This window comes from Streptococcus sp. SPS1, from assembly GCF_030439915.1.
Lineage (GTDB): Bacteria > Bacillota > Bacilli > Lactobacillales > Streptococcaceae > Streptococcus.
Genome location: NZ_JAQFJG010000011.1, coordinates 12825 through 36438 on the forward strand (window position 1 = coordinate 12825; position 23614 = coordinate 36438).

Sequence of the window (23614 nt, forward strand, 5' to 3'; positions counted from 1 at the left end):
GCATTCTCCTTTACACACTAGGCATATCGCGGTAGGAAACGCTACGCCCCATCTCACCAGCATTCTCTTTTTGAACAAAGGTATTAGCATTGGTATAGGCAATAGCAGAAGCCTTCAACACATCGAAATCAAGACCTGCAGCGTTAAAGATGGTTTCTGTATCTCTGTTTTCAACAGTGACCAAGACCCGAGCCTGGGCATCAATTCCATCCGTTACCGCGTCAATAGTATAGGATACCAAGCGGACAGATTGATTAAAGAATTTGTCGATAGCGTTAAAGATTGCTTCAACAGAACCTTGCCCTGTCGCATTAAATTCGACTTTCTCACCATCCATATTGGCTAGGCTTACGAGCGCTTCGATATCATTATTAGCATGAGTTTGCAGTTGTAAATCATCAAAATGGAAGCCTTCTGGATTTTCAACCATAGTTCCAGCGACCAGCGCACGAATATCTGCATCTGTGATTTCTTGTTTCTTATCTGCCAGCGCCTTGAACTTAGCAAAGAGTGGTTTGATGTCCTCTTCTGTAAAATCTAGGGCCAGTTCTCTTAGTTTTTCAACAAAGGCATGGCGACCTGACAATTTACCAAGTGGGAGGCTGTTACTCTTGACACCGACCAATTCAGGGGTGATAATCTCATAAGTAAGAGGATTTTTAAGGACTCCGTCTTGGTGAATACCAGACTCGTGAGAAAAGGCATTGCCACCAACCACAGCCTTGTTTTTAGGAACTGGAATACCAGAGAAGCGAGAAACCATTTCTGACGTATTCATTGTTTCATCCAAAACAATATCACTAGTTGCTTGGAAGAAATCTTCACGAATCTTCAAAGCAACAGCTACTTCTTCAAGAGCAACATTACCTGCGCGTTCACCGATACCATTAATAGTTCCCTGGACACGTCCAGCACCGTGTTTAATTGCTGTCAAAGTATTTGCAGTTGCCATACCGAGATCATCATGACAGTGGACACCAAAGACAACTTTATGATCTGATTTAATATTTTCAGTCAAGTGATCAAAGATGCGTGCAAACTCTTCTGGCGTGGTGAATCCAACCGTGTCAGGGATATTGATATAAGACGCACCAGCATCAACCGCTGTTTGAACGACTTGTAATAGGAAATCCAACTCTGTTCTAGTCGCATCCTCTGGAGAGAATTCGACCACTTCAAACTTAGAACGTGCATAAGAGACATGCTCCTTAATAGCTTCTAGAATCTCTTCCTTGCTCTTATTGAGCTTGTACTTGCGGTGAATCGGACTGGTAGCGATAAAGACATGAATCTGTGGATACTTGGCATCCTTAAGTGCCTCATAACAAGCATCAATATCAGATTTTACAGAACGAGCTAATCCTGTCACTGCTGTTTTTTTCATGGCTTTAGCAATTTCTTGAACGGCTATAAATGAATCTGGACTAGCAGCCGGAAAACCAGCTTCAATTACAGAAATTCCCCATTTCTCCAGCTGTCTTGCAATGGAAACTTTTTCCTTTATTGAGAAGTTAACACCAGGTGTTTGTTCCCCATCACGAAGACTTGTATCAAAAAATTCAACTTTACGCATAAGATTTCCCCTTTTCCAAATGTGGTTTTTAAAAAAACATCTCGCTTAGAAGTCCAAGCGAGATGTTGATTCACTCCCGCTTGGTAAGCCAAACAGGACTAATGCTTTTTGCACTAGCCCGAGTACCTCAACAACAAAGCAAATTGATTAAACTTAGCTGTTTTCATGTTTGACTTTCTCCTTCGTTTGATATCTTGTTTAGTATTTTAGCATAGACAAAACTACTTGTCAAGAAAAAATCCAATATTTTCTGAAAATTTCTTCAGTATAGAATATTTAGCTAATTGAAAGTTCTTGAAAACCCTTGAAATATTTCATTTTTTAGAGGTTAAGCTCCAACTTTTCTCTATCAATTCTAGCACCTCTTCATCTGAAAACGTATCATCAAAAGCCACACTAATCCAGTAGCGTTTGTTCATATGAAAGGCTGGATAAATGCCCTTTTTTAAAAGCAAGTCAGCTACTTGATCATGTTTGAGGTTGACTGCTTCCACTAATCCTTCTCTCCCCTTTTCCAGCTTATCCCAAGAGATTCTCATCAAAACAGCATACCACTTTTGATTGCCTTCATGTCTTAACACTGCCGTATCAGGCGATTTCTCCCACAGATACTCCAACTGGTTAGCATACTTTTCCTGAACCTGAGCCATGATTCGCTTAGTCTGAGGACAGATAAAATCCTGTACCTCAAAACAAGCCTTCCGAATCTGGTAAAGAATCTCCAGACAAGCTTCACGGACACTTGCAACAAAACTTCCTTTAAAGCTTTCCATATGGACTTGTGGATAGAGGTCACCGGTTTCCTGGTCAAAGACTTGAAAACTCACATTATCAGCAGTGATGGACACAGTCATGACAAAGTCACCCTGCAAAATCTGGCAACTATAGGTCCAGACTCCACTATTTTCTACAAAACCATAGGCACGAGCCTTTTCTTGATTAAACTGATAGGATTTAAAAATTTCAAACATAAGTGAAAACTGCTACCCAAAGCTAGCAGTTCCTTTCTATTTTTTAAAAGACAACCTTAGTACCATGCAATTGTGCTACACCCAGCTGGTCGATAAAGGTTTGACGGTTGTCAAGGTCAATCCCCCCACCTGGTAGAATTTCAATCTTACCTTTAGCATGCTCCAAAATTCTGTGATAGTGAGCAAAACGTTTTTCTAAGGAGTCACCAGACACACCAGCACGAGTTAGGATACGGGTGACACCGGCTTGGCTAAGCCAGTCAATAGCTTCCAACTGGTCTTCATCACTCAATTCATCAAAGGCCATGTGAAAGACAATTTCCATTCCTTTTGATGCAGTAATTAACTTTTCAAGATTAGGTTTATCCAACTTCTTATCAGCAGTTAAGGCTCCAAATACAACTCCTTGACTTCCAGCCTGAGTAGCCAACCGAATGTCTTCTAACATAATTGCAATTTCTAGTTCATTATAGACAAAGTCGCCACCACGTGGACGAATCATGGTCATGATGGTCGTATCGTAGTTAGCTGCCAATTCAACCGCTGCCTTGGTTACTCCATAGCTGGGAGTTGTCCCACCAACTGCTAGATTGTCACAAAGTTCAATTCGACGAGCTCCATCCTCCATCGCTTTTTCAAGCAAGGTCACATTTTCAGCACAAAATTCGTAAATCATTTAATTCTCCTTGAGTATTACTTTGAATTTATTATATCATATTGTTGTGAATTTGCTTTCATTTTTATCAAGGGAAATAACTACTATTTTAACTATTCTTTGTCTGGAATGACCTTGAAGAGATAATAGGTAATAAAGATGGTCAAGGCTCCTAGACCGATTTTGACCGGTAAAAGAGGGGCAAAATAAATAGAAATTCCCATCAAGATGTAGATAGAAACGATGATTTTTTTCTTACGTTCACGCGCAATAGATCTAGTCTCGCGAAAATCAGCTACATATGCTTGATAGAGCTTGGTATGATACAACCAATCTTCGAAGCGCTTGGAACTTCTGGAGAAACAAGCAATAGACAACAAAAGGAAAGGCGTTGTCGGCAACAAAGGTAAAACAACCCCAACAATAGCCAAGGCTAGTGATAAAAAACCAATAATAAGATAAATAATACGCATAACTTCTCCTAGTTAATACTCTTCGAAAATCTCTTCAAACTGCGTCAACGTCGCCTTGACGTAGGTATGGTTCCTGACTTCGTCAGTCTTATCTGCAACCTCAAAGCAGTGCTTTGAGCAACCTGCGGTTAGTTTCCTAGTTTGCTCTTTGATTTTCATTGAGTATAAAATAATCTTCTTCTAGTTTCGCATAAAATGATGAATTTTGTCAAGCTCCAACCAAAAAGAGCCTGAAATTAACTTTCAGGGCTCTCCTCTTATTTAATCTTTTCTTCTTCGTAATCACCCTTGCTACAAACAACCTGCTTGCCACCACCACGGACTTTTTTCTCCATGAGGAAGTTGCCACATTTTGGACAGTCACGACCAACAGGCTTATCCCAAGAGGTAAATTCACAGTCTGGATAGCGATTGCAACCATAGAAAAGGCGGTTACGTTTTGTTTTACGCTCAATGATTTGTCCCTGATGACAGCTTGGACACTCTACGCCGATTTCTTTCACGATTGCTTGGGTATGACGGCAATCTGGGAAATTGCTACAAGCGTAGAACTTACCAAAACGACCAAGTTTAATGACCATTGGACTGCCACACACTTCACAGTCAAATCCAGCTGGTTCATCCTTGATCTGGATTTTTTCCATTTCTTCTTCAGCCTTGGCGACTTCTTTAGAGAATGGTTTGTAAAAGGCATCTATAACACGTTGCCACTGCTCTTTTCCGACTTCGACATCATCCAGTTTTCCTTCCATTTCAGCTGTGAAGGTCACGTTTACGATATCTGGGAAATATTCAACGATGAGCTTGTTAACAATTTCTCCCAACTCTGTCGGTTCAAAGCGTTTGGCTGCAAGGCGAACATAATAACGTTTCTGAATAGTTTCAATGGTCGGTGCGTAGGTTGACGGACGTCCAACCCCATTTTCCTCCAAGGTCTTAATCAATGTCGCTTCAGAATAACGAGCAGGCGGTTGAGTGAAATGTTGCTCTGGTTTGCTATTCACCTGCTTAACCACATCTCCAACAGCCATATCTGGTAACATCTTATTCTTATCAGAATCATTATAAATGGCAAGATAACCATCAAACTTAACCTGACTACCATTAGCAGCAAATTGGACCTCATTTTGAGATAATTTAACAGCCATGGTATCAAAGACAGCAGCTGTCATCTGGCTAGCCACAAAACGATTCCAGATAAGGGTATAAAGCTTAAGCTGATCCTTATCCAAATACTTAGCGATGCTTTCAGGTGTATTAAAGACACTAGACGGACGAATCGCCTCGTGGGCATCCTGAGCTCCTGAAGCATTTTTTACCTTGCTACCGTGCTTAGAATACGTGCTACCAAAACGGTCCGTAATGAAACTTGCTGCTTCATTTTGCGCTACAGGACTGATACGAGTCGAATCGGTACGCATATAGGTAATCAAACCTTGAACACCAGAACCGATATTGATCCCTTCATAGAGCTGTTGAGCAACCATCATGGTCTTTCGAGTACGGAAATTGATTTTATTGGCCGCATCCATCTGCATAGATGAAGTGGTATAAGGTAATGGAGCATTGCGCTTGCGCTCTTTCTTATCTACCTGATCCACTGAAAAATCTTTACTGGTCAGACGAGACAAGACTTCCTTAACCTCATCATTGCTAGTCAGTTTCAGCTTTTTACCATCCACTCCATAGAAGGAAGCCTGAAATTGCTTGGTTCCCTTTTTAAAAATACCATCAATTGTCCAGTATTCTTCAGGCTGGAAGGCGTTAATTTCATTCTCACGATCAATGATGAGTTTAAGGGCAATGGACTGTACGCGACCTGCTGACAAGCCCTTCTTGACCTTCTTCCACAAAATAGGCGAAATCGAATAGCCTACCAAGCGGTCTAGGACACGACGAGCCTGTTGAGCATCGACCAAATCCATATCAATCTTGCGTGGTTCTTTAAAAGCATTTTTGACTGCATCTTTGGTGATTTCATTGAAGACCACACGGTTGGCATCATTTTCATCCAAGTTGAGAATATGAGCCAAATGCCAAGAAATCGCTTCTCCTTCACGGTCCGGGTCACTCGCCAGAAAGACTTTATTAGCTTTTTTGGCTTCTTTTTTCAAGTCATTGATAAGAGGACCTTTTCCTCGGATATTGATATATTGCGGTTCATAATTATTTTCAATATCGACGGACATACTGGATTTCTTCAAATCACGGATATGGCCGACACTGGCTAAAACCTTGTAGTTTCTGCCAAGATATTTTTCAATCGTTTTCGCCTTAGCAGGCGACTCCACGATGACTAGATTTTTTTTAACTGTTGATTTTTTCTTTTTTGTTGCCGTAGCCACAGTATCACACCTTTTCAAAGTAATAAACTTTATAAAGTGTAAACCATTTTTTGAACCCTGTCAAGACTTAGCTACTATAATAGAAGAAAAGTTTTATGCTTAAGACCTCAGTCTTCCTTTGATATACATAGAAGACTAACGAGAAAAACCAGCTATTCTCAAGAAATTATTGTTCCTCAGACTCTGTATCAAATTTATTGGCTTTTTCCTTTTCTTTTGCTTCCTTATCCTTGATATACTGGAAGAAATATTCTACCAGTTCTTCCTTACTAAGTTGTTCTGAATCAGACAGTTGTGAAACTTGAACAGAAACATCACTTAAACCATAGTCCCCCCTCTTACTTGAAATCATATCAAGCTCTTCTTCTGTCAAATAATTTCCTGAAATGGTTAGCTTTAGGGTATGAGTCTTTTTAGAATAGGTTTTTTTCAAAATATTATGCCCCTGAAACTGCTCTGATATAAATTTATTAAGGGACTCTTTTTTCAACGTTTCTCTGACTAAAGTCGTTGCAGAGATGAAACTCGGAATCATCAGCAAAACAGCAACTAGAAGCAAAATCCTGCGCATTTTAGAGTCTTCTTCATTATCTCTAAAATAGTGCTTCTTAACCATCATCAACCTGACACCTATATAAGTCGCAATGACAATAAAGCTACAATTGATGAGGAATAGGTAAGAGGAGCCTATGATAAATTTTAGATTAGCAGAAGCAATAGCATAACCTACTGTACAAAGAGGAGGCATCAAAGCAGTTGCAATAGCGACACCAGGAACAATATTATTGGTCTCTTTTTTCCTAGCACCAATAATACCTGCTACCCCTCCTACAAAAGCAATGAGAACATCCCAAATAGTCGGAGAGGTTCTAGCAACAATCTCCGAACTAGCATACGAAATGGGAGAAAGATAAAAATAAAGTGTTGAAGCGATTAAACTGGCAAGAATTTGAATAGATAAGATTTTAAAAGATTTTCTTAACAATTTAAAATCAAATATAGCTAGAGAGAGTCCTACTCCCAAAATGGGGCTCATCAAAGGAGAGATTAACATGGCTCCAATAATCACGGGAGTCGAATCCATATTTAATCCGATAGAGGCGATAAGCATGGCACATAGCAAAATCGCTAAATCACTTCTGGATAGTTCTAATTCTTCGTATATTTTATTTCTAAATTCTACCAACGAATACAGTTTATTATTTGTCACAAATATCTTCCTTTCCTAGCTAACTGGTCGCTAATATTCTTCTAAAATCTCTTCAAACCACGTCAGCTTCCTAGTTTGCTCTTTGATTTTCATTGAGTATAAAATCCTAACAAACTCAATGCTTTAGTAGTCTGACATGCCAATCTCATGAGGTCTTTTTATCATTTTCCATCATATCCTGACGCAAATGTCTACTGATGTCTCTCATCAACTTCATTTCTAGTAAATGAAAATCAAACTCAAAATCTCACCGTAGCTTGCTCAAAACACAGCAAGGCAAAGCTGAGCTGATTTAAAAAGATTTTCCAAGAGTATCATCATCAATTTCAGACCATTTTTTATAATAACCATTTTATTTTTATCTGTCAAGGTCTTTGAATTCTTTCTTAAACAAGCCTTGTAATCTTTACTTTTGAAGGCTTTATTTTTCCTTACTGACAAGATTTGAGACGGTAGGAATCATTGAAAATAACCTAGCCAACATCAAGCACAATCATTTCTCCTTTCTCAATTACACTAAATTGCTTTCCTTCCTCTGGGAAAAGTCCTCCACTCTACTTATTCACTTAGAAAAAACGCATAATATCAGGTGTTTTATTGTGGGGATATTTACTTCATTTTATCTTGAAATTGATTTTTTCTCAGAATTCTAGCTTAGGCCATTTTTAAAATTCAAATTCTGCAAGCACATCGCGCCCGCTGGTGACTAATTTTGCTCCTTCTTGAATCAAATGATGGCAACCGTCTGATAGTCCATCTAAAATACTTCCAGGTATAGCAAAGACATCGCGTCCTTCTTCCATTGCTCGCTCACAGGTAATAAGACTACCTGAGCGCATCTTGGCCTCTGCTACAATCACGCCACGACAAAGTCCAGCGATGATGCGATTACGGGCAGGAAAATGAAATTTCAGCGGTTGTTCACCAGGTCCATACTCACTGAGAATCAGATGATCATTGCCGATGTAGTCTTGCAAGCGTTTATTGGCTTTAGGATAAAACACATCCAGTCCTGTTCCAATCACTGCAATGGTTTTTCCGCCATTCTGAAGAGCTGCCATATGAGCTGCTGTGTCAATGCCCTTGGCTAATCCACTGACGATAACCAGTTCATTTTCCAAGCCCTGAATGACTTTTTCAACTGACTTAGCTCCCTGTTTGCTACAAGCACGACTGCCCACGACCGCTACCTTAGGAAATTTCAAGATGTCAAGATTTCCCTTGTAAAATAAAAGTACAGGCGCGTCGTATATTTCACTCAAATCCCAAGGATAACAGTCGTCTAAAATAGAGAAAGATGGAAATTTTTGAAATTCCTTCTCCAAATGCGCATCATCTATCTGAAAATAACGTTCCATAAAAACAGCTGGATTTCGGCAACCTGATATATCTGCAATATCACCTAACAACAGTTCTTGATCGACATTTTCACCATATTCTAGGACATTCAAAATCTGTTGATTGCTCAAACCTGATTTTTTTAACTTATAGATTTCATAGTTTGTGATTTTCATAAATAACTCCATTTCTTTTTCTACTCATCTATTTATTCGTAAAAAATCAAAAAAACATCCGACTATTTCAGCCAGATGTTGGAATCTTTAATTTTCGTTTTTAAGAATTTCTTCTAATTTATGATAGTCTTGGACACTATCTATCTCATAGATGCTATTGCCTTCTAATTCTTCAACATAGACATCTAGCTCTTTGATATTGTCCTTAACCATATTGTCCCAATAGAGATCAACAAATTCACCACTCGCATAAGCCTTGTCGATAAAGCTGACAATCTTTTCTGCTGTTGGAGCATCCCAGAAGGATACACCACTAAGGATGCGACCTGCCTTGCTATCAACAATGATGTCTTGAACCTTGTAGTCATCTCCATAGACTAAGAACCATTCGTTGGTACAATCTTCACGATAAACACTAAAATAAGTCGAACGAGTCAAATCATTGCGGAACATATTTTTAAAGAGATAATTATCGGCATCAATAACATAGCTGTTAGCTAATTCTTCTTTTACAAGATAGAGAGAGTAAAAGTTATTGTAATCAGCGTATTTATCATTGAAAACGAGGCGAACTCCGTATTTTTCTTTCAAGTAATCGAATTGTTCTTTAAGGTAACCAACGATGATGATGATGTCATGGATCCCTTTTTCTTTGAGAAACTCAATCTGGTATTCAATCAAAGGTTTTTGATTAACTTGAACCAAGGCTTTAGGGGTATTTTCAGTCATAGGACGCAAGCGAGTTCCCAATCCCGCTGCTAAAATAATGGCTTTCACACGAATCTCCTTTATTCTTTAATAATAATATAAACTCCAGCAATGACGACAAGTGACGTAATAATTGTCAGCATATCTAGCGGTGCACCTAAGAAAACAACTGCAAACAAGACAGTCCAAACTACATAACTCACGTTCAAGCCTGTAGCCTTGGCTGGTTGCAAGCGATTGATAGCGATATAATAAGCCAAGTAGGAAATCATATCAAAGGCAGCAAAGACAATCATGAGACCTAGCAATTGTCCATTGGCCACTTCTGCAAATGACTGATGAGAGAAGAGCACAATCACAAGATAGGACAAGAATGAAGTTACTTGACGGATTAAGAGGGCTTCGATTTCACTCAATTCACTTTCCATAGCAAAAGAGCTAAGAACACTCTCACTTCCCCATGCAATGGCACAAACCAAAGCACAAAGAATCCCAATGTAGAAAGAATTAACCTGTTCAACCTTATAGGTCTGAGCAATAATCCCTCCAATAATCAAGACGATCCCAAACACAGTATTTTTCGAAATCTTGTGCTTCAAAAAGAAGAAAGCCAATAAAACTGAAATCGCAGGGTAAATAGCCGATACAGATGAAGCTAAGGAACTTCCGATATACTTAACCGCATAAAGATTGGCCTGCATACCGATAGGGCCTGCTAGCAAGGCTCCGATGATAACACTAACATTGCGAATATTTAAGAAAATTGAGAGACGAACTTTTCCTTCTTTTACCAAGAGAAAAGCTAGTAAGATAAAGATACTCAAGAAATCGTGAGCAGCGGCCACCACAAAGGGCGACAAATCTGTAAAAATCGAAAAGATATAAGCACTAATCGTTAGACCTAACCCCCAGAAAATACCTGAGAGTAAACCAAAAGAAACTCCATTTTTATTTTTCATCTGAACCTCCATAATTAGCTAGACCTTTAACAGCTCTTTGGTAACGACTCACACCATAGTCACCAAAGTCTGCACCTTGCTCTTCTTTGTAGACTGTCCATAGACTCCAAATAGCATCTTGCAAAATTTTATAGATGGCAATCTTTTCACGAGAGACAGGTGTTTGCTCACTCTCATAGTGAGATAAGAAAGCATCTTCCTCTTGGGGAGTGAATTCGGACTCTAAGAAGAGAGCAGCCAAATCCCACATTGGATCATTCATTGATGAATATTCCCAGTCAATCAAATAAAGTCGTCCTTGAGGTGATTCGATAAAGTTTTCAGGCACCAAATCGATATGACAAGATTTTCTGTCAACACCTAAGTCAGCCAGTCTTTTCTCTAAAGAGAAGACTTCTTCTCGAACAGCTTGATAGTTGGCATAAGGGATTTTTTCTTCAATCAAGGATTCGTATTTTTTGATTTCTTCAAAAGGAGCAAATTCTCCTCTTAATTCCTTACCAGAAGCATGAATAGTTTGCAATATTGGAACAATTTTATCAAATTTGGTCTTAATTGAAGTCGCATCAAGTGTGATAGCAGATTCGATATACTCATTTACTTTGATACCAGCTTCAATATCAAAAAGATAATTTTTTACATCTAAGTCTAAATCCTTTAGTAGTTCAAGATTGTACTTTTCATCTTGACGATTGATCAGTTTTTCTGTCCCTTTACCAAAGAATTTAACAATGTATTGCTTATTTGTTGTTTTGACCAAATAGTTTTGATTGGTCATTCCCCCCAGTTGTTCAACACTGAGGACTTCCTCTTCTTGACTAAGTAGGGAAGAAATTTTCTCTTTAATGATTTTCTCCACAATTAACCTCCAGCACTTATACTTCCCACTTAAACACAGTTTTAAAGGCTGTGTTTAAATCGGTCGCAAAGACACGGTGAATATCTTTAATTTCTCTTACAGGTTCTTCTAGATAAAGGATATTTTTAAGACGATTGGCGAATTTCTTGACTTCCATCATTTGGATGGCATTTTCAAAATCAATGCGACCAGAACGAGAGGAACCAACCAAGAGCAAGCCTTTTTCTAAGGCATCGCGTGTATTGAGATTGACTTTATACTCGCTAACGCCCATCATGAGAATCGTTCCCTGAGGACGAATGTAGCGAATCAGGTCATTTATAGCCGGTCCAGTACCATTACCACCACAACACTCAAAAGCATGGTCAAAGGCCAAATCTTCAGGAATATTATCCGTAATATAGCATTCTTTGGCAAAAGAGAAGAGTTCCAACTTTTCCCAATGACGACCAATAACCACAATCTCTGCTTCTGGCAAAGTATAGTTGATAATATTGGCAACCACAAAAGCTAAACTTCCATCTCCGATAACGGCGATTCGGTCCCGCTTGCTATGAGCAAGAGTCAATAGACGATTCATAGCGTGCATGCCGACACTGACAAACTCTGTAATGGCTGCAACCGTATCTTCGATAGCATCATAAGCCACCACACGATCTTTAGGAAGAGAAACAAATTCTCTCATAAAGCCATCAAAGCCACTAGACAAGAAATGGGTTCCTGTCATGTAGTTTTCATAGAATTCTTCATCGCTCTGCATAGGAGGCTGATTAGGAATCATGACAACTTTTTGACCAACCTCATAGGTTCCCGTCGGGTCAGAAATAACGGTTCCACATGACTCGTGAATCATTGCCATTGGAAGCTTTTTATTCAAAATCTTGGGATCACGTTTTCCCTGGTAGTAACGCTGATCCGCATGACAGACCGCCATATAATTAGGACGGATGAGGATATGATTTTCTTGGTCAATAGCCTCTTCCTGGTATTTGACATTGATAAACTTGGGCTTTGTCAGTTGATAAATTTGATTAATCATATCACTAGTCTTTCTCAATCATACTTTTTGCAATCTTCAAATCTGTTACGGTTGTAATCTTCAGATTTGAGTATTCACCCTTCGCCAAGGCCACATCTTTTCCTTTAATGACAAAGATTTTACATGCATCTGTCAAGATTTCCTTCTCTTCAGCAGAGAGAGAGCCATAAAGGTCCATGAAGTCCTTGCAACGGAATGTTTGAGGTGTTTGTCCTTGATAAAGGTGAGCACGATTTGGAATATCTGTAATAAATTGACCATTGGTACTTTCAACGATAGTATCAACCGCTTCTACCACTGTGTCCACTGCGTCATGATTTTGGGCAAGTTTAATATTGTCTTGAATCATGCGAAGTGTAATAAATGGACGAACAGAATCGTGGGTAACAACGATATCCTCTGGAGTAAGCGGACGATAAGCATCAATGGCTTCAATGATTTTCTCAATACTCGTATTACGGTCAGCACCACCCTTTGTAATGATGATACGTTCCTTATGAAGAGGAAGATATTTATCTACAAGATCTTCTGCATGAGAAACCCAGTCTCCATGAACCCCAACTACAATTTTTTCAATACTTGGTTCCAAGACAAATTTTTCAATTGTATGAATCAAAATAGGTCGATCACCTAGCTCTAAAAATTGTTTTGGCAAGTTACTGATTCCCATGCGTGTGCCAGTTCCACCAGCAAGAATTCCTGCATAAATCATCTATTTTCTCCTTTGTCTTACTAAAAAAACTTATTCTCTCTATTATACCACAATCTAGTCCTATCATGAAAGAAATACCGGCCCTCCCGTTCTAGAATAGGAGGGTTAAGCAGTTCTCTTATTCAAAGAAACTAGTCCATTTCTAGTAATGACTAGGAATTCTGTAGTCATTACCAATAAATGGCTGTGAAATTTTAGAGTTCTTCAGAATAATATACTTTCCTTAAAGAAAACTTAAAATTAAGATTTGAAACTTCAAAGTGATTACTTGACTTATACTCAATGAAAATCAAAAAGCAAACTAGGAAGCTAGCCGTAAGCTGTACTTGAGTACGGTAAGGCGACGCTGACGTGGTTTGAATTTGATTTTCGAAGAGTATTACTGCCCTTCATTTCTTATTAGCTGACTTTATGATATAAATACGAATGGGCTCGGGACAAGTATTTAAAATAAAAAATAACTAACTGCCACAAGAGCTCCAGACCCCAAAAATGCTTTTAGTTTTTGCCAAAATGATTGTTATTCGGAGTTTCAATAGATTGATTGATCTCAGAAAGAGAGACCTTCTTGTAAGAAGACATAGGAATATTCACTTTCTAATCTTGTCTTTACCTAGTTTATTAATGGGATTTTGAAAATATAATGAAAATAATTTCCTATTTCCAATTTATTCTTATTATATCAAATTTTGAAATGATTCTTAAAGAAAGCATGATAGTTAAAACAAGCAAAATCAGTATCGCAAAAGCCAGCGTTTTCTGACGCTGGCTTTAAAACCGTGAAAAATTTTTCTCAACTAGATTGCTTCTGTGACAAAACTACGGCTTTCCAGCACTTTGAGCATGGCATTGGCTGTATCTAGGGCTGTAAAGAGGGGCACTCCGTGTTCAATGGCTGAACGGCGGATTTGCTCACCATCTTCGTCAGCAGTTCGTTTGGTTCCTACTGTGTTAATGATAGCTTGAATTCTTCCTTTGCGAACAAAGCTTGGGATATCCTGATCGTCATCACCTATCTTACCAACTGGTTGAGCTTGCAGGCCATTACTAGCAAAGAAGGCTGCTGTCCCTTCTGTCGCGAGGATTCCATAGCCAATATTTTGGAAACGACGAGCCAAGTTCAAGGCTTCTTCTTTGGCATCATCAGCGATGGTAAATACAACGTTACCAAAAGTTGGCAAGTGGAGGTAAGAAGCTTCAAAGACTTTATAGAGAGCTTTTTCCAAAGTCGTATCAGAACCCATAACTTCCCCTGTTGACTTCATTTCAGGACCAAGTAAGCTGTCTACCTTAGCTAGTTTGGTAAAGGAGAAGACAGGTGCCTTGATATGAACGCGAGTGCTTTCAGGGTAAAGTCCATCTTGGTAGCCAAGTTCTGATAAACTTTGACCAAGAATGAGCTTAGTCGCTACTTGAGCCATAGGAATATTGGTCACCTTAGAAAGGAATGGAACGGTACGGCTGGCACGTGGATTGACCTCAATAACATAGACTTTTTCATCCTTGATAACAAACTGGATGTTCATCATTCCAAGGCAGTTAAGACCGATTGCTAGGCGTTTTGTGTAGTCTGCAATGGTTTCCTGAACCTTTTGCGACAAGGTTTGTGGTGGGTAAACGGCCATTGAGTCACCTGAGTGGACACCGGCACGTTCGATATGTTCCATGATACCAGGGATAAGGACATTTTCACCGTCTGAAATGGCATCAACTTCGCACTCCTGACCAACAATGTAAGAATCGACAAGAACTGGGTGATCTGGACTAGCTTTAACAGCGGTACGCATGTAAGACCGAAGGTCTTCCTCATTTTCCACGATTTCCATGGCACGTCCACCTAAAACATAAGACGGGCGAACGAGAACTGGGAAACCAATCTTGCGAGCTGCAAGCACAGCTTCTTCTTCATTGGTAGCCGTTTGACCAGGTGGCTGTGGAATATCTAAGTCTTTGAGAGCTTGCTCAAAGAGGTCACGGTCTTCAGCCCGATCCAAGTCAGCAACCTGTGTTCCAAGGATGGTCACACCTGCTTTTGCCAGTGGTTCAGCTAGGTTGATGGCTGTTTGACCACCAAACTGAACAATAACCCCTTTTGGTTGCTCCAAGTCAATGACGTTCATAACATCTTCGAATGTCAATGGCTCAAAGTAAAGTTTATCTGATACAGAGAAGTCGGTTGAAACGGTCTCTGGGTTTGAATTCATGATAATAGCTTCATAGCCAGCTGCCTGAATAGCCTTAACTGAATGAACAGTTGCGTAGTCAAACTCGACCCCTTGACCGATACGAATTGGACCAGAACCTAGAACTAGAACGGATTCCTTATCAGACTTGATAGACTCATTTTCCCAACCATAGGTTGAATAGAAGTATGGTGTTTCAGAGTCAAATTCTGCCGCACAAGTATCTACCATCTTGTAGACTGGGACAATCTTGTTTTCCAAGCGAAGCTGGCGAACTTGGTCTGCAGTCGTTTCCCAAAGTTCAGCAATCTTACGGTCTGAAAATCCATTGAGTTTGGCAGTTTTCAAAACGTCTAGATCTTGTGGATGAGCTCCCAACTTCTGTTCAATTTCAAAGATATGCAAGAGTTTATCCAGATAGAAGATATCAATCTTAGTCAATTCAGCAATTTCTTCTGGTGTGTAGCCACGACGAATTGCTTCTGATACATAGAAGAGACGGTCATCCTGGGCTTTGACTACTTTTTCAATCAAGTAATCATCAGAAACTGCTGCAAGTTCAGGCATTTCATTGTGATGAACACCAATTTCAAGTGAACGACAAGCTTTAAGAAGTGACTCTTCGATGTTGCGACCGATTGCCATGACTTCTCCAGTCGCCTTCATCTGGGTACCAAGACGGCGCTCACCTTTTTCAAACTTGTCAAATGGGAAACGAGGAATCTTGGCAACCACGTAGTCAAGGGCAGGCTCAAACATGGCATAGGTTGAACCTGTAACTGGGTTAATAACCTCATCCAAGGTCAAACCTACTGCAATCTTAGCAGCCAATTTTGCAATCGGATACCCTGTCGCCTTAGATGCCAGGGCTGAAGAACGCGATACACGAGGGTTTACTTCGATAACATAGTACTTAAAACTGTGTGGGTCAAGGGCCAGCTGAACATTACATCCACCTTCAATCTTAAGGGCACGAATAATGCTCAAGCTTGCGTCACGAAGCATTTGGTTTTCATAGTCTGACATGGTTTGGGCAGGGGCAAATACAATGGAATCCCCTGTGTGAATCCCAACTGGGTCAAAGTTTTCCATGTTACAAACAACCAAAGCATTGTCAGCTGAATCACGCATCACTTCGTACTCAATTTCCTTGAAACCTGCGATTGAACGCTCAATCAAACATTGGGTAACAGGTGACAATTTCAATCCATTTTCAGCGATTTCACGCAATTCTTCCTCATTAGCACACATACCACCACCAGTACCACCAAGTGTAAAGGCTGGACGAACGATGACTGGGTAGCCAATTGTTGCTGCAAAGGCAACAGCTTCTTCAACTGTATTAACAATTTCAGATTCAGGAATTGGTTGCTCAAGTTCCTCCATCAATTGTTTAAAGAGGTCACGGTCCTCCGCTTGGTCAATGGCAGATAATTTAGTTCCCAGAAGCTCAACACCAAGCTCATCAAGAATACCATTTTTAGATAATTCCATGGCCATGTTGAGACCTGTCTGACCACCAAGGGTTGGTAGCAAGGCATCTGGACGTTCCTTACGAAGAATACGTGTCACAAACTCAAGTGTAATCGGTTCAATATAAACCTTGTCCGCAATTTCCTTATCCGTCATGATAGTTGCAGGATTTGAGTTAACCAAAACAACCTCATAACCTTCCTCTTTCAACGACAAGCAAGCCTGGGTCCCAGCGTAGTCAAACTCAGCAGCCTGACCAATAATAATCGGACCAGAACCAATCACCATAATTTTTTGAATATCAGTACGTTTAGGCATAGTTTATGATACAAAGCCCGTAAAGAACACAGTGAAAATAGGAAACTCGGTGCAGACGCCTTCAGCGTCAAGACGATGTTTATCTTTTTCACATAGTTCTTAGGGCGTGTTCACTTCCGCGAACAATGTATCTTCTCCTTTCTATTCGTCGCCTCACAGAGCGACATTAAATAAATTCTCCGACGATTTTTTAGCGAAACGATACTTTTCGGTAAAAAATCTAGTGCAGGGAGTTTTTAGTTCGCCTGACAGCGACTAAAAGAAACGACCTGCCTTTCTATTCGTCGCCTCACAGGGCGACATTAAATAAGATATAAAGGACGAATAGAAAGCGATTGAATTTTAGGAAACCAAGGAAGGATTGACAATCCAAGTTGGTTTCCTAAAATTCCGAGCTTTCCGTCAGTGTTCAGTTACATAAATTCTCCGAAGAGCTTTTACTCGTTCTTAGTTTGATTGTTTAAAAGCTTCCATCATCTCGATAAACTCGTCAAATAGGTAGCTTGCGTCGTGTGGACCAGGGGCTGCATCTGGATGGTATTGAACAGAGAAAGCAGGTTGGTATCTGTGACGCACACCTTCAACTGACTTGTCATTGATTTCTTCGTGAGTAATGATCAAATGCTCTGGCAAATCCTCACGGCTAACTGCATAACCATGGTTTTGACTGGTAAAGTCTACACGTCCTGTTGCAATTTCACGTACCGCATGGTTAAAGCCACGGTGACCAAACTTCATTTTATAAGTCTTTGCACCATTAGCCATGGCAAAGAGTTGGTGACCCATACAGATACCGAAGATTGGAATCTTTCCTTGCACACCACGAATCATATCGAGTGCAGCAGGAACATCTTCTGGGTTCCCAGGACCATTTGACAACATCACTCCGTCAGGATTGAGATGGAGTATTTCTTCAGCCGTTGTTGTATATGGAACCACGGTCACATTACAGTTTCGCTTCGAAAGTTCACGTAGGATTGAGTGCTTGAGACCAAAGTCCACTAGCACCACGCTTAAACCAACTCCTGGAGCTGGATAGGATGTTTTAGTAGAAACCTGTTTGATATTATCTGTCGGCAATACTGTTGCTTGGAGCTGGTCAGTTACATGGTCCATGCTGTCCCCAATATGGGTCAAGGTTGCACGCATAGTACCATGCTTACGAATAATCTTGGTAAGAGCACGTGTATCAATCCCTGAGATACCAGGAATTTTTTTAGCTTTCAAAAATTCATCCAAGGTCATTTGGTTGCGCCAGTTGCTAGCTCTACGCGCTTCTTCAAAAACAACGACTCCTTTACAAGTTGGAATGATGGATTCGTAATCATCACGATTAATTCCATAATTTCCCACCAAAGGATAAGTAAAGGTCAAGATTTGTCCATTATAAGACTGGTCTGTAATGGATTCTTGGTAGCCGGTCATCCCTGTATTAAAGACGATTTCGCCTGTTACATCAATGTCTGCTCCGAAGGCCTTACCTTCAAAAACTGTGCCATCTTCTAATACTAGAAGTCTTTTTGTCATATTCTCACCTCTCGTGGACGCTCACTGGCGTCTTTTAACGTCTTGTGTTTTAGTTGGCGTTTCTACTCGCCAGTACGGATTCTAAGATTGCCATTCGAACAAAGACACCATTGGTCATTTGTTCGACAATCCGTGATTTTGGTGCTTCAACCAAGTGGTCTGCGATTTCTACATCACGGTTGACTGGGGCCGGATGCATAAGGATTGCTGTTTCTTTCAAGCGCTCGTAACGTTCTTGTGTTAAGCCATGTTGGGCATGGTAGTCTTCTTTGGAAAAGACAGCTCCACTATCATGGCGTTCATGTTGCACACGGAGAAACATCATGACATCCACCTGATCAATGATTTCATCAATGGTTACAAACTGTCCATAGTCTGCAAACTCTTGACTTCTCCATTCCTCAGGTCCAGCAAAATAAAGTTCTGCACCTAAGCGTTTCAAAATCTGCATATTGGATTTGGCAACGCGTGAATGGTCCAAGTCACCTGCAATCGCAACCTTGAGACCCTCAAAATGACCAAATTCCTCATAAATGGTCATCAAATCAAGCAAGCTCTGGCTAGGATGTTGTCCCGAACCGTCTCCACCATTGATGATGGAAGTCGTAATCGTGGGACTTGCAATCAATTCTCTGTAATAGTCGACCTCTGGGTGGCGAATCACACAGACATCCACTCCTAAAGCAGACAGAGTCAAAATGGTATCATAAAGTGTCTCACCCTTATTAACCGAACTAGTCTTCACATCAAAGTCAAGTCGTTCCAATCCCAATTTAATCTCTGCCACTTCAAAGGACTTATGCGTCCGTGTAGAATCCTCAAAGAAGAGATTGGAAACAATCGGATGGTCTTCATAAGGAAGCTGAGCTCCGTTTTTAAACTCAATTCCTCGCTTGATCAATTTCATCACTTGATCGACAGTGAGGTCTTCCATGGACACCACATGGTTCAATGCTTGTTGATTTTCTGACATGGCTACTCCTTTAGCTTTCTAAGCTTCTTCAGTAATCAGAACTCTGTCTTGGCCATCAAGTTCTGCCATCTCCACGATGATTTCTTCAGAACGACTGGTTGGGATATTTTTCCCAACGTAATCTGGACGAATAGGCAATTCTCTATGTCCACGATCAACTAGAACTGCTAAACTCACACGCGCAGGACGACCATGACCGACAATATTATCAATAGCAGCACGGATGGTACGACCTGTATAGAGCACATCATCCACCAAGATAACTTCACGGTCTGTCACATCGACAGAAACCAAAGAAGTATCTTCTCCACTTTTAACATCATCACGGAAAGGTTTAGTATCCAATTCCACAACAGGAACTGAAAGATTTTCTAGCTGTTCCAAACGTTCTTGGATTCGGTGGGCGATAAAGACACCACGAGTTTTAATACCAGCCAAGACAATCTTATTCAAATCTTTGTTGCGTTCGATAATCTCATAAGTAATACGCGTAATCGCTCGTTTGACGGTCAATTCGTCTACAACTTCTTTTGTCTTCATGACAAACCTCCAAAAAGAAAAGTCTCCTTAAACAAGGAGACTTGAAATGTATAGCCAAGCGAGCCCTACTGTAAACAGTATAGACTTCGACCTTCTACTTAATCGTTCTCCTTGCCTGCCTCACGGGACAGGTTTAAAGGAATATTTAGTTATCAAATACTATAGCACAAAGCATGCTTAAAATCAAGCAAAAACTTTTAATTCCCCATCTTATAAATTGCTAAAGTCATATAACTGTGGGTACTGGTCACACTCTGGATTTTTAGGATGACAAATAGCTCTTCCAAAATAAATCATGGCCTGATGGGCAGCTAACCACTGCTCCGGTGGCAAGATATCCATGACCCGCTTTTCCACCTCAAGTGGTGTCGCTGATTTTTTGACGATATCGTGGTGTTTGCAAATACGCTCCACATGAGTATCCACTGCAAAAGCTGGAATCCCAAAGCCCACACTCATGACAACATTGGCTGTCTTGCGACCAACACCAGCCAAACTCTCTAATTCCTCACGTGTTTGAGGGACTTGACCATCAAAATCGTCTAGTAACTGTTGAGCACATTTTTTAAGGAATTTAGCCTTATTTCGATACAGTCCCAGGCGAGAAATGTGTGAGGCAATCTCACTCTCTGTCGCAACAGACATGGCTTGTGGCGTTGGAAAGGCAGCAAAGAGACCTGGTGTGGCTTTATTTACTGCTGCATCCGTTGTCTGAGCTGACAACATGACCGCAACCAAGAGTTCAAAATGATTGGTAAAATCAAGACTGGGCTTGGCATCTGGAAACAGAGCAATGATTTCTTCCAGCACTTTTCGTGCTCGTTTTTTTGACAAAACCATTATTCGTCTCCATCAAATAGTCCTTGTAAGCCAGCAAAAGGACTGTTTTCTTCTTTCTTAACTGCTTGTTGAGCTTGGTATTCTTCCTCTGTCATGATTTGCCAGTCATTTCCTGAAACAAATCCTTGACCAGCCTCTTCTTCAGCCGTCAAAACCTTGATAGGAATGTTTAGCAGAATATTGTCTGACACGCTCTCAGCAAGGTCTAGTTCTCCATTTTCGATAGGCAAGACCAAATCATCATCTAAAACTTCCTGATCTAGCTGGTTGGTTGCGCCTTCCATGAAAACTTCCGTTACTGGATAAGATTCAACTAGCTCAACTGGTTCCATACTGCGACTTGAAGCAAGAACAATAGTATAAGATAGTTGATAATCTAAGAAATACATACGGTCTTCGTATTGTACTTTTCCAACTGCAAGGATATCTTTTACATCTAAAATTTCTTGATTACGTGCACGCAGGTCTGCGGCTAGGTCTAACGTTTGTTCAAAATGCAAGCCTTCAGACTGCTTACGAATTTCTTGAATATTTAATTTCATACTTCCTCCATAAAGATTTACTCTCTTGATTATACCATGAAAAGGCTACAAATCAGCACACCAAACTTTGTAATTAAAATTCGATTTTCAACATATTTACTATGCTGTTTTTATTTTTTAGTGCTATACTACATCAGAGCAAGGAGAATGCTCACATGGAAGACAAAGAACTCATTACTAATGCTTACCACACGGATTTTAGAGCATAGAATTTCCAGTTTTCTGTTGACAAAATTTCCTGAAAGTTATACGATAAAGATACTAATACTCGGAGGTAAGGGAGACATGAACAACTAAGTCTATCAAATAAAGAACCTTTATTTAGTAGATCTTGTTTTTGTCTCTTTTTGTGGCTCTTTTCATACTAGATTTTCTAGTATCTTGTCCCCATTGAAAATCAAAAAACTAGAAAGCTATGCTCCTCTTGGGTTGGGTTAGGCAACTCCAAGCTAGTTTGACGAGTTTTTCAACGAGGATAATAGAGTTTTGACAGTGACTTTGGGCTCTACTAGATAAAGTAGAGCTTTTTGTTATGCACTATAGACATTATAGAAAGGGCAATCATATGATAAAAATCAATCATCTGACCATCACACAAAACAAAGATTTACGAGACCTTGTCTCTGATCTAACCATGACCATCCAAGACTGGGAAAAGGTTGCTATTATTGGCGAAGAAGGAAATGGTAAATCAACCTTACTTAAAACTTTAATGAGAGAAACTTTACCTGATTTCACTATCAGGGGAGACATTCAATCTGATTATCAATCAATAGCCTACATTCCTCAAAAAATCCCTGAGAACCTGAAAAAGAAAACTTTACACGACTACTTCTTTTTAGATTATATTGATTTAGACTACAGTGTCCTCTATCGTTTGGCTGAGGAGTTGCATTTTGATAGCAATCGTTTTGCTAGTAACCAAGAGATTGGCAGTCTATCAGGGGGCGAAGCTTTGAAAATTCAGCTTATCCATGAGTTAGCCAAACCCTTTGAAATTCTATTTTTAGATGAACCTTCAAATGACCTAGACCTTGAGACGGTTGATTGGCTAAAAGGTCAAATTCGTAAGATTAGACAAACCGTTATTTTCATCTCCCATGATGAAGACTTTCTTTCTGAAACGGCAGATACTATTGTTCACTTGCGACTGGTCAAGCACCGTAAAGAAGCGGAAACGCTAGTAGAGCATTTAGACTATGATCGCTATAGTGAGCAGAGAAAGGCTAATTTTGCCAGACAAAGCCAGCAAGCTGCTAACGACCAAAGAGCCTATGATAAAACCATGGAAAAACATCGGCGAGTCAAGCAAAATGTAGAAACTGCGCTTCGAGCTACTAAAGATAGTACTGCCGGTCGCCTATTGGCTAAAAAGATGAAAAATGTTCTATCTCAAGAAAAACGCTTTGAAAAGACAGCTCAGTCCATGACCCAAAAACCGCTTGAAGAGGAAGAAATCAGACTTTTCTTCTCAGATATACAGCCATTACCTGCTTCTAAAGTCTTAATCCAACTGGAAAAGGAAAATTGGGTCATTGGCGACCGAGTTTTGGTTCAAAAACTACAACTAACTGTCCATGGCCAAGAAAAAATCGGTATCATCGGCCCAAATGGTGTTGGAAAATCAACTCTGTTAGCCAAGTTTCAACAACTGCTTAGCGCCAAAAGAGAAATTTCGCTTGGTTTTATGCCACAAGATTACCACAAGAAACTGCAATTGGATTTATCCCCAATAGCCTATCTCAGCAAAACTGGGGAAAAAGAGGAACTACAGAAAATCCAATCTCACTTAGCCAGTCTCAATTTCAGTTATCCAGAAATGCAGCATCAAATTCGCTCCTTATCTGGCGGACAACAAGGCAAACTCCTGCTTTTGGATTTAGTCTTGCGCAAACCAAACTTTCTCCTGCTGGATGAGCCCACACGAAACTTTTCTCCAACTTCTCAACCCCAAATCAGAAAACTCTTTGCAACCTATCCAGGCGGTATCATCACTGTTTCGCATGACCGTCGTTTCTTAAAAGAGGTCTGTTCAAGCATCTACCGCTTAACAGAACACGGTCTGGAGCTAGTTAATTTAGAAGATTTATAAATTTGCAACATAGCAGATAGGTGGGGCAAAAACACAATTTTAGGAGAAGAGAAAGTAAATCTTCCCATAATAAAACGCATAATATCAAGATTTGCACACCTGATATTA

20 protein-coding genes and 1 pseudogene are annotated in these 23614 nt (G+C 40.1%); 1 reads left to right on the forward strand and 20 read right to left on the reverse strand.

The window, feature by feature from the left end:
• Positions 1-10 precede the first annotated feature (10 nt).
• The 20 genes and pseudogenes from PCY12_RS08135 to PCY12_RS08230 form a co-directional block, all read right to left on the reverse strand.
• Complete coding sequence (locus PCY12_RS08135) at positions 11-1573, reverse strand: 2-isopropylmalate synthase (protein WP_173249745.1); 1563 nt, start codon at positions 1571-1573, stop codon at positions 11-13.
• 314 nt (positions 1574-1887) lie between these two features.
• Positions 1888-2544, reverse strand: a complete 657-nt coding sequence (locus PCY12_RS08140; protein ID WP_000461594.1) for an MmcQ/YjbR family DNA-binding protein — start codon at positions 2542-2544, stop codon at positions 1888-1890.
• A 43-nt stretch (positions 2545-2587) separates the two neighbouring features.
• Positions 2588-3220, reverse strand: coding sequence for a copper homeostasis protein CutC (locus tag PCY12_RS08145; protein ID WP_000638767.1), 633 nt, complete (start codon positions 3218-3220; stop codon positions 2588-2590).
• 92 nt (positions 3221-3312) lie between these two features.
• A complete protein-coding gene (locus PCY12_RS08150) occupies positions 3313-3672 on the reverse strand; it encodes a YbaN family protein (RefSeq protein WP_001220353.1) in 360 nt (119 codons plus the stop codon).
• Between the two features lie 12 nt (positions 3673-3684).
• Positions 3685-3831: a hypothetical protein gene (locus tag PCY12_RS08155; RefSeq protein ID WP_000693519.1), complete on the reverse strand. Its 147-nt coding sequence runs from the start codon at positions 3829-3831 to the stop codon at positions 3685-3687.
• A gap of 98 nt (positions 3832-3929) precedes the next feature.
• Positions 3930-6017: a type I DNA topoisomerase gene (gene topA / locus PCY12_RS08160; protein WP_301352411.1), complete on the reverse strand. Its 2088-nt coding sequence runs from the start codon at positions 6015-6017 to the stop codon at positions 3930-3932.
• A gap of 166 nt (positions 6018-6183) precedes the next feature.
• On the reverse strand, positions 6184-7227 hold the full coding sequence (locus PCY12_RS08165; RefSeq protein ID WP_301352413.1) for a TIGR00341 family protein: 1044 nt from the start codon (positions 7225-7227) through the stop codon (positions 6184-6186).
• A gap of 665 nt (positions 7228-7892) precedes the next feature.
• A complete protein-coding gene (dprA, locus tag PCY12_RS08170; protein WP_301352415.1) occupies positions 7893-8741 on the reverse strand; it encodes a DNA-processing protein DprA in 849 nt (282 codons plus the stop codon).
• An 87-nt stretch (positions 8742-8828) separates the two neighbouring features.
• Positions 8829-9518: a CTP--phosphocholine cytidylyltransferase gene (locus PCY12_RS08175; protein ID WP_020902399.1), complete on the reverse strand. Its 690-nt coding sequence runs from the start codon at positions 9516-9518 to the stop codon at positions 8829-8831.
• Positions 9519-9529: 11 nt separating this feature from the next.
• Positions 9530-10408, reverse strand: coding sequence for a DMT family transporter (locus PCY12_RS08180; protein ID WP_004269680.1), 879 nt, complete (start codon positions 10406-10408; stop codon positions 9530-9532).
• On the reverse strand, positions 10398-11267 hold the full coding sequence (locus tag PCY12_RS08185) for a phosphotransferase family protein (protein ID WP_301352416.1): 870 nt from the start codon (positions 11265-11267) through the stop codon (positions 10398-10400). Before PCY12_RS08185 ends, PCY12_RS08180 begins: the two co-directional genes overlap by 11 nt.
• Before the next feature lie 16 nt (positions 11268-11283).
• Entirely contained in the window at positions 11284-12306 is a 1023-nt protein-coding gene (locus PCY12_RS08190) for a ribitol-5-phosphate dehydrogenase (RefSeq protein WP_050389974.1), read from the reverse strand.
• A 4-nt stretch (positions 12307-12310) separates the two neighbouring features.
• Positions 12311-13018 carry a 2-C-methyl-D-erythritol 4-phosphate cytidylyltransferase gene (locus PCY12_RS08195; protein ID WP_000638493.1) on the reverse strand — a complete coding sequence of 236 codons (708 nt, stop codon included), beginning with the start codon at positions 13016-13018 and terminating at the stop codon, positions 12311-12313.
• 457 nt (positions 13019-13475) lie between these two features.
• Positions 13476-13600: pseudogene (locus tag PCY12_RS08200) on the reverse strand (divalent metal cation transporter); the annotation flags it as partial.
• 215 nt (positions 13601-13815) lie between these two features.
• Complete coding sequence (gene carB / locus PCY12_RS08205) at positions 13816-16992, reverse strand: carbamoyl-phosphate synthase large subunit (RefSeq protein ID WP_301352418.1); 3177 nt, start codon at positions 16990-16992, stop codon at positions 13816-13818.
• Positions 16993-17439: 447 nt separating this feature from the next.
• A complete protein-coding gene (locus PCY12_RS08210) occupies positions 17440-18519 on the reverse strand; it encodes a carbamoyl phosphate synthase small subunit (protein ID WP_301352420.1) in 1080 nt (359 codons plus the stop codon).
• A gap of 49 nt (positions 18520-18568) precedes the next feature.
• Positions 18569-19492 (reverse strand): aspartate carbamoyltransferase catalytic subunit, encoded by a 924-nt coding sequence (locus tag PCY12_RS08215; RefSeq protein ID WP_301352422.1) that lies wholly within the window; start codon positions 19490-19492, stop codon positions 18569-18571.
• Positions 19493-19510: 18 nt separating this feature from the next.
• Positions 19511-20032 carry a bifunctional pyr operon transcriptional regulator/uracil phosphoribosyltransferase PyrR gene (gene pyrR, locus PCY12_RS08220; RefSeq protein WP_000850023.1) on the reverse strand — a complete coding sequence of 174 codons (522 nt, stop codon included), beginning with the start codon at positions 20030-20032 and terminating at the stop codon, positions 19511-19513.
• 210 nt (positions 20033-20242) lie between these two features.
• Positions 20243-20872: an endonuclease III gene (gene nth / locus PCY12_RS08225; RefSeq protein WP_000244443.1), complete on the reverse strand. Its 630-nt coding sequence runs from the start codon at positions 20870-20872 to the stop codon at positions 20243-20245.
• Positions 20872-21414 (reverse strand): DUF177 domain-containing protein, encoded by a 543-nt coding sequence (locus PCY12_RS08230; RefSeq protein ID WP_000773212.1) that lies wholly within the window; start codon positions 21412-21414, stop codon positions 20872-20874. Before PCY12_RS08230 ends, nth begins: the two co-directional genes overlap by 1 nt.
• A 532-nt stretch (positions 21415-21946) precedes the next feature.
• On the opposite strand from PCY12_RS08230, the gene PCY12_RS08235 reads away from it, so the two are divergent.
• Complete coding sequence (locus PCY12_RS08235; protein WP_301352423.1) at positions 21947-23506, forward strand: ATP-binding cassette domain-containing protein; 1560 nt, start codon at positions 21947-21949, stop codon at positions 23504-23506.
• The last annotated feature ends 108 nt before the right edge of the window (positions 23507-23614 follow it).